At 28.2% G+C, this 6,200-nt stretch carries 7 protein-coding genes and 1 riboswitch; of the genes, 1 reads left to right on the forward strand and 6 read right to left on the reverse strand.

The window, feature by feature from the left end; translation table 11 throughout:
- Positions 1-401: LysR family transcriptional regulator substrate-binding protein (locus J7G74_RS08535; protein ID WP_297134125.1), on the forward strand; the 401-nt coding region annotated here is incomplete at its 5' end.
- Positions 402-510: 109 nt separating this feature from the next.
- On the opposite strand, the gene J7G74_RS08540 is transcribed toward J7G74_RS08535, so the two are convergent.
- From J7G74_RS08540 to J7G74_RS08565, 6 genes are all read right to left on the reverse strand, one after another.
- Entirely contained in the window at positions 511-2,004 is a 1,494-nt protein-coding gene (locus J7G74_RS08540) for a UbiD family decarboxylase (protein ID WP_297134128.1), read from the reverse strand.
- Positions 1,991-2,566 (reverse strand): UbiX family flavin prenyltransferase, encoded by a 576-nt coding sequence (locus tag J7G74_RS08545; protein ID WP_297134130.1) that lies wholly within the window; start codon positions 2,564-2,566, stop codon positions 1,991-1,993. Before J7G74_RS08545 ends, J7G74_RS08540 begins: the two co-directional genes overlap by 14 nt.
- Positions 2,557-2,913, reverse strand: a complete 357-nt coding sequence (locus J7G74_RS08550; protein ID WP_297134131.1) for a prenylated flavin chaperone LpdD — start codon at positions 2,911-2,913, stop codon at positions 2,557-2,559. The genes J7G74_RS08545 and J7G74_RS08550 overlap by 10 nt, the downstream gene beginning before the upstream one ends.
- A gap of 504 nt (positions 2,914-3,417) precedes the next feature.
- Positions 3,418-4,215: a hypothetical protein gene (locus J7G74_RS08555; RefSeq protein WP_297134134.1), complete on the reverse strand. Its 798-nt coding sequence runs from the start codon at positions 4,213-4,215 to the stop codon at positions 3,418-3,420.
- 292 nt (positions 4,216-4,507) lie between these two features.
- Positions 4,508-4,595, reverse strand: a riboswitch (cyclic di-GMP riboswitch).
- A gap of 134 nt (positions 4,596-4,729) precedes the next feature.
- Positions 4,730-5,707, reverse strand: a complete 978-nt coding sequence (locus J7G74_RS08560; RefSeq protein WP_297134137.1) for an alpha/beta hydrolase — start codon at positions 5,705-5,707, stop codon at positions 4,730-4,732.
- Positions 5,708-5,964: 257 nt separating this feature from the next.
- The coding region (locus J7G74_RS08565; RefSeq protein WP_297134138.1) for a hypothetical protein at positions 5,965-6,200 on the reverse strand (236 nt) is incomplete at its 5' end.

Genomic DNA, 6,200 nt, shown 5'->3' on the forward strand with positions numbered 1-6,200 from the left:
ATGATGAATTAGTCCTTATAACTTCTAAAAAACATAATTTCTCAAATAAAAAATATGTAAATCTTAAAGATGCTAGTGAAGAAAATTTTATATTTTTAAGTTCTCCCTCTGGAATGGATAGTTTTTGTATATCTCAATGTAATAGACATGGATTTGCACCAAATGTAGTCTATTCAGTAAATAAAATTGAGACAATTTTAGGACTCGTTGAAGAAAACTTCGGAATAACTATGCTTATGAGAAAAACAGTCAGCTGTTTTAATAATGATAAAATCTCCATAAATTTATTAAAACAGCCTGTTACAAATAATTTATCTTTAGTATATAGAAAAGATAAATTATTATCTGAGAATGAAAATTTATTTAAAAATTTTATTATAGAATCAACAAAAGAAGAGTAATAAAATATTTTTTATCACTCTTCTTTTTAATTAGGCTATTTTATATTTACATTATTATAGTGAGGATTGCATTTATATTATTTATATAACTAATTCTACATCATAAAACTTATTCAAATGATTTTATTTCATAAGTGTTCATATCAACATCCATAAACTTAGATCTTTTGAACTTGTCTTTTAAATGATATGGAACTGTACAATCATAAATTGTCTTACAAGTAATTCCTCTATCTTTTATTTGAGGATTATATTCTGGGTTTTGTGATGGATCCAGTGGATGACATCTTACTCCTGGTATAAATATAGTATCCACATCTCCTTGATATCTAGTATTTAATGCCCAAAGTACGTCATTACTATCAAATGGATCCACATCTTCATCTACTAAAATAACATGTTTTAGCTCTGGAAATGCTGTAAATGCAATAAGTGCAGCTTGTCTTTGACGGCCTTCATCACTTGGCATTAATTTTTTAAATTGTATGACAGCCATGTATTTTCCACCACCAGCAGAATGAGAATATACATTTACTAATCTACCTGGCATAGATTTTTCTATCATTTCTATTATGCTTGCTTCTGTTGGTATACCAGCTAAATTTACATGCTCTTCACTCGGTCCTATGCAAGTTTGCATTATAGGACTTTTTCTATGAGTTATTGCTTTAACTTTTATTAAAGGAAGCGACGGATTCGCCTCTCCTGTATATCCTGGGAACTCTGGCATCGCTTTACCTGTATTAGTATTCATATCTTCCCTTACTCTCACATTAGGTATCAATTCGCCTTCTATTACATACTCAGCGTTTGCTATTGCTTTTTCATTTACAGTTAAACATTGTACCATTTCCACTGGTTTTCTTCTTATACCACCTGCTATAGATATTTCATTGAATCCAAGTGGTGTAGTAGGTGGTTCAAAACAAGATGCTATTGGTATAGCTGGGTCTACTCCTATACTTATAGATATAGGAAGTGGTTTATTTAACTCTTCAGCTTTTTTTCTAAAAGCATCTAAATGTCTTACTCCTGGTGTGAAAAACATTGATATTTCATCTTTTGATTGTAAGCACAAACGATGTATTGTCACATCTCCTTCACCAGTATCAGGGTCACATGCGTAACACATTCCTAAAGTAATATATGGTCCTGCATCTTCTAAAGTATTTGTTGGTGCAGGCAATATTTTTCTTATATCAAAATCTTCATCAGTTGCATAATGTACTACTTCTTGGCATTTTGCATCTTTATTTTCTATAGTAATTGGTGATATAGCATCTTTTACTGCTTCATTAAGTAAAAATCCTAATTGATTAGGCTTGCACCCAAGTAATTTTGCCACTCTTTCTCTACTTGAAAATAAGCCTATTAGGACTTTGCTATCACCATGATTTTTAACATTATTAAATATCATAGCTGGCCCTAGTTTTGTAGGTCTTTTTACAGTTCCTCCAGCTCCTACATGTCTATATATACCAGCAATTTCTCCGTGTGGGTCCACTTCTGTGTCTGTATAAACTAACTCATTTACTTCATTTTTTAAAAAATCTAAAGCACATCTTATATCATAAACATTTACATCTTTTCTATCTATTTTCATTGTTTATCCCTCCCCATCTTTTTTCATTACAAATATTTATTCTAAATTGGTCTAATACTCTCATTACATGATGGTCAATTATATCATCTAAAGTTTTTGGATTAGAATAAAATCCTGGCATTGGTGGCATTATACTTACTCCTAGCCTTGAAAGCTTTAGCATATTTTCTAAATGAATAGGACTTAGTGGAGTCTCTCTAGGACATATAACTAATTTTCTTCCTTCTTTTAAAGTAACATCTGCTGCTCTAGCTATTAAATTATCACTATAACCATTACTTATTGCACTTAGAGTCTTCATGCTACAAGGAAGTATTATCATTCCATCTACTAAGAATGAACCACTTGCTACCTTGGCACTTAAATCACGATAATCGTATGTATAAGTCGCAATTCTTCTTAAATAATCTATGTCATAAGGTGTCTCTATACTTAAGTTGGCAGCTGCCCAATCACTAATGATTAGATGAGTATTAACATTTTCTATATCTTTTAATTTTTCTAAAATTCTTACTGTATATATTATTCCCGTTGCTCCTGTTGAACCTATTACTAAATCCATTTCTTATTCTCCCTCATAATAAATATCATTTCTTCTAATATTTCTTCACTTAACTTCTTTACTTGATTAATTTCTTCTTTAGTTATATTATCTAAATGTACTCCGCTACAAATTAGAAAATTCCCTTTAAAAATTTTACTTATTTCTTTTGATAATAAATCACTTAATATATGGTCTTTATGGTTCTTAAATGAAATAGTATTTGATTTGTCTTCTAATCCACCATAACTTAGTCCACCAATATGAGGTCTATCTCCTCCTGATAAAACTATAAGTAAATCTTCTCCCACATACATTGCTTTTAAGTTTAAGTTTATTCTCCCTAATTTTTTATCTATATTTATCATTTTAAATCCTTTTTATATTAAGCTTCTATTTTGAATTTATGTTTTATTTTTATATATTAATTTTATATACTAGTGTTTCTATCTTCAATTCTTAGTTGTAAAGGATTTATTCTTATATGGAATAAATCTTTGCTTAATTAAAAAAAACAGCAAAGACAAGAATAAAAATATCTTATCTTTTCTGTTTTATTTAAATATTTCTCTATTATTATCTATTACTTCCATCTAACATTACTCATAATAAATCTACTTCTAGGTAATATGGGAATCTGCTATAAATTATAAGCCACACTTTATATATATAAATATCTAACTTATCTGCTTATACGCAGAATGTAAATTATTTAGCATATTACTATATTAAATAAAAAAAGAATATGTTTCTATAACATATCCTTTTTTTATTAATGAAGGGACATTTGAAATTAGGCTTAAGATTTAAAACTACTAGCACAGCTATAAATCTTATATTTCTAAAATACATATGTACCTGTATTTATATTATTATCTTACTATTGGTAAGTTTACTATTAATGGTACTGTTGAATTAGAAGCATTTCCTTCTATTCTAAACACTAATTCATCTTTATAAGAAGGTACACCATTTAGAGCTCTTATATGAAGCTTCACTTTTGTTGATTCTATTCCATCGCAATAAGCTATAGGGAATATATCTATGTTAGATGTTCTCATAATACTTTGACGTATAAATCCTCCGCTACATCTAGTATTAAACATGGCTCCGTTTGTAGTTTCTAATGTTATATCAAATCCGTTTTTAAGTTCATCAAGTGTTATACTAGTTTTATCAACTTTAACCTTTGGTGTAGAAGTATATATAATATCATTAACTACTGGAATTTTTACTTGTACATCACTATCAGATGTTAATACAGATGAATCTATAGTTATATCCCAACTTTCTAAATATTCTATATTAGCATTTGGCTCGTAAACACCAAACTCTATTGATTTTCCATCATTACCTACTGCTAAAGTTGTTTTTATATCGTAGTTTTGAGATATAGATTCTTTAATTTTGTATGGGTCATTAGTGTTAAATTCTGAACCATTAAGTGTTAATTTAACCCATAACTCTCCTCCACCATTTTCTAAAAATTTAGAATATTTAACAGATGATTGATCTGCAGTAAGTGTAGCATTAGAAGTAATTTGTCTTTCTAATGATGTTGTGTTTTTAACTGCTCCTATTACACTTTGTGGTATTGTAGCTGCAAATGATGCTGTAGAACTTGTAAGAACTATGCTTGAAACTACTAATGATGTTGCAATTTTTTTCATTTTAACTCCTCCAATTTTATATAAAAAATTTAAAACAGAAAAAATGATTTAAGTTACTAATAAGTTTTGTATAGGTATAGCCTTTTTATTATGCCACTTTTTATTTTAAAATACATTGAGATTAATTTATAGATAATATTCTCCTATGTAGAAAATAAATACAATATTTGTACAATAAAAAATTTCATTCTATCCACAAACTAGATAAAATATATTTTCTTAGAAATTAAAAATGCCCTCAAAGAGGGCATAGTTTTTCTATCAACAATGATAACAAAAAGTTTACTAACTCTTCGGCAACTGGCTGGCATAGTTTATAATAACCCTTAACCCCTATAGCTTTGCGTCCCTAGATTTCCCTAGGTTTGCCTATTAAATTTTGTACTTATTATCTTAACATAAATTTATTCCTGTTAAATACATATTAACTTAAAATATGAGTAAATTCAATATTTTTTTGATAATTTTTTTATTTTTTTCTAAATTTAGATAGATTGTTATAAATATAATTACACTACTTTATAAATTTATCTAAGAAACCAAACACTTTTTCATAATAAGTATCTGGGTCCACATCAGGAGCTGCTCCGTGAGCTGCTCCATCTATAATAAGCATATCTTTTTCCACATTAGCTGCTTCATATAATTCATAAATCATTTCTGTTGGTACATATGTGTCATTTCCTCCATGAGTGAATAACATTGGAGTTTTTGATTTTTTAACTTGTTCTAAAGCTGAAGCCTCTTTGAAGTTATACTTAGCTCTAATATTAGTAACTACTTCTGCTGCATTTAAAACAGGGAATGGTTTTAGTCCAAATCTTTCATTTAACTGCGCTTCAAACATGTCTTGAACAGAAGTATATCCACAATCTTCTACTATGGCCTTAACATTTGTAGGCAGTTTTTCTCCAGAAGTCATCATCACTGTTGCTCCTCCCATAGACTCTCCATATAAAGCAATTTGTGAGTTTTTATCTAAACCAACTATATAGTCTATCCATTTTAACATGTCTTTTCTATCTAACCATCCCATACCGATATATTTTCCTTCACTATTTCCGTGAGCTCTCATATCTGGTGTTAAAACATTATATCCTTGCTTGAAGAAATTAAGTGCTATTGGTTGAACATCTTTATGACTTGAAGTATATCCATGAGCTATTATTACCCATTTATCAGTTTTTTCATCTTGTAAATAGGTCTTCCCCCATAATTTTAATCCATCTTCTGACTGTATAGTAGTTTCATCTGTTTTAACTACTTTTAACCATTTATCAACTTCTTTTTTAGATTTTTCTTTATTAATTCTTTCAATCTCTAATTCTTCTGATTGAGGTGCATTGGGATCCACATTAGCTGCTGTAAGTATTCCTTCTTGTCTAACTAAAGCATAGTTAAAGAAGTAATTTCCTACAAATCCTAAACCACCAATTGTTAGTATTATTAATATAGTAATAACAGATATAACTATTTTCTTTTTATTTTTCATATAAGTCCCCCTATGAAGTATTTTACTTGATTTTTATTTTATATTGAAATAGTTTGAATGTCAATATATTTCATTCTAAAACTAATAACCCTTCTAAAAAGGACTTATTTAGAAAAGTGAGGTTAACTATTGAAATATTAAATTTTAATAATATATTTAGTTATATTTATTTATAATGTATAATCGCTCAGTATATTAAAAAGGGTGTCCCGTTTTTGGGACACCCTTTAATCTATAATTTTATCATAGTTTTTATGCTAGCAAAAAGCTCTTTCTATTTTTTTATTTTCTTCGTAATATTCATCACATAAATTTTCTAGCCTAGATAATATTTCTATGGTTTTATTATAAAATTCATTAAATACTCTTATATTTCCATATACTTCATCTATAAATTTATATACAGGATATTTTTTAGGAGGTAGATTATTACTTAATAATAAGTTTTTTATAATATCTATCTCATTAGATGTTAATTGATTATCGTGTGATC

The organism is Terrisporobacter sp. (genome assembly GCF_017888745.1).
In the GTDB taxonomy this organism is placed as follows: domain Bacteria; phylum Bacillota; class Clostridia; order Peptostreptococcales; family Peptostreptococcaceae; genus Terrisporobacter.

What these genes read in the sequence shown, in the direction of transcription:
- J7G74_RS08540 (WP_297134128.1), bottom strand. Translation starts at nt 2,004, where the DNA reads ATGAAAATAGATAGAAAAGATGTAAATGTTTATGATATAAGATGTGCT.
- J7G74_RS08545 (WP_297134130.1), bottom strand. Translation starts at nt 2,566, where the DNA reads ATGGATTTAGTAATAGGTTCAACAGGAGCAACGGGAATAATATATACA.
- J7G74_RS08550 (WP_297134131.1), bottom strand. Translation starts at nt 2,913, where the DNA reads ATGATAAATATAGATAAAAAATTAGGGAGAATAAACTTAAACTTAAAA.
- J7G74_RS08555 (WP_297134134.1), bottom strand. Translation starts at nt 4,215, where the DNA reads ATGAAAAAAATTGCAACATCATTAGTAGTTTCAAGCATAGTTCTTACA.
- J7G74_RS08560 (WP_297134137.1), bottom strand. Translation starts at nt 5,707, where the DNA reads ATGAAAAATAAAAAGAAAATAGTTATATCTGTTATTACTATATTAATA.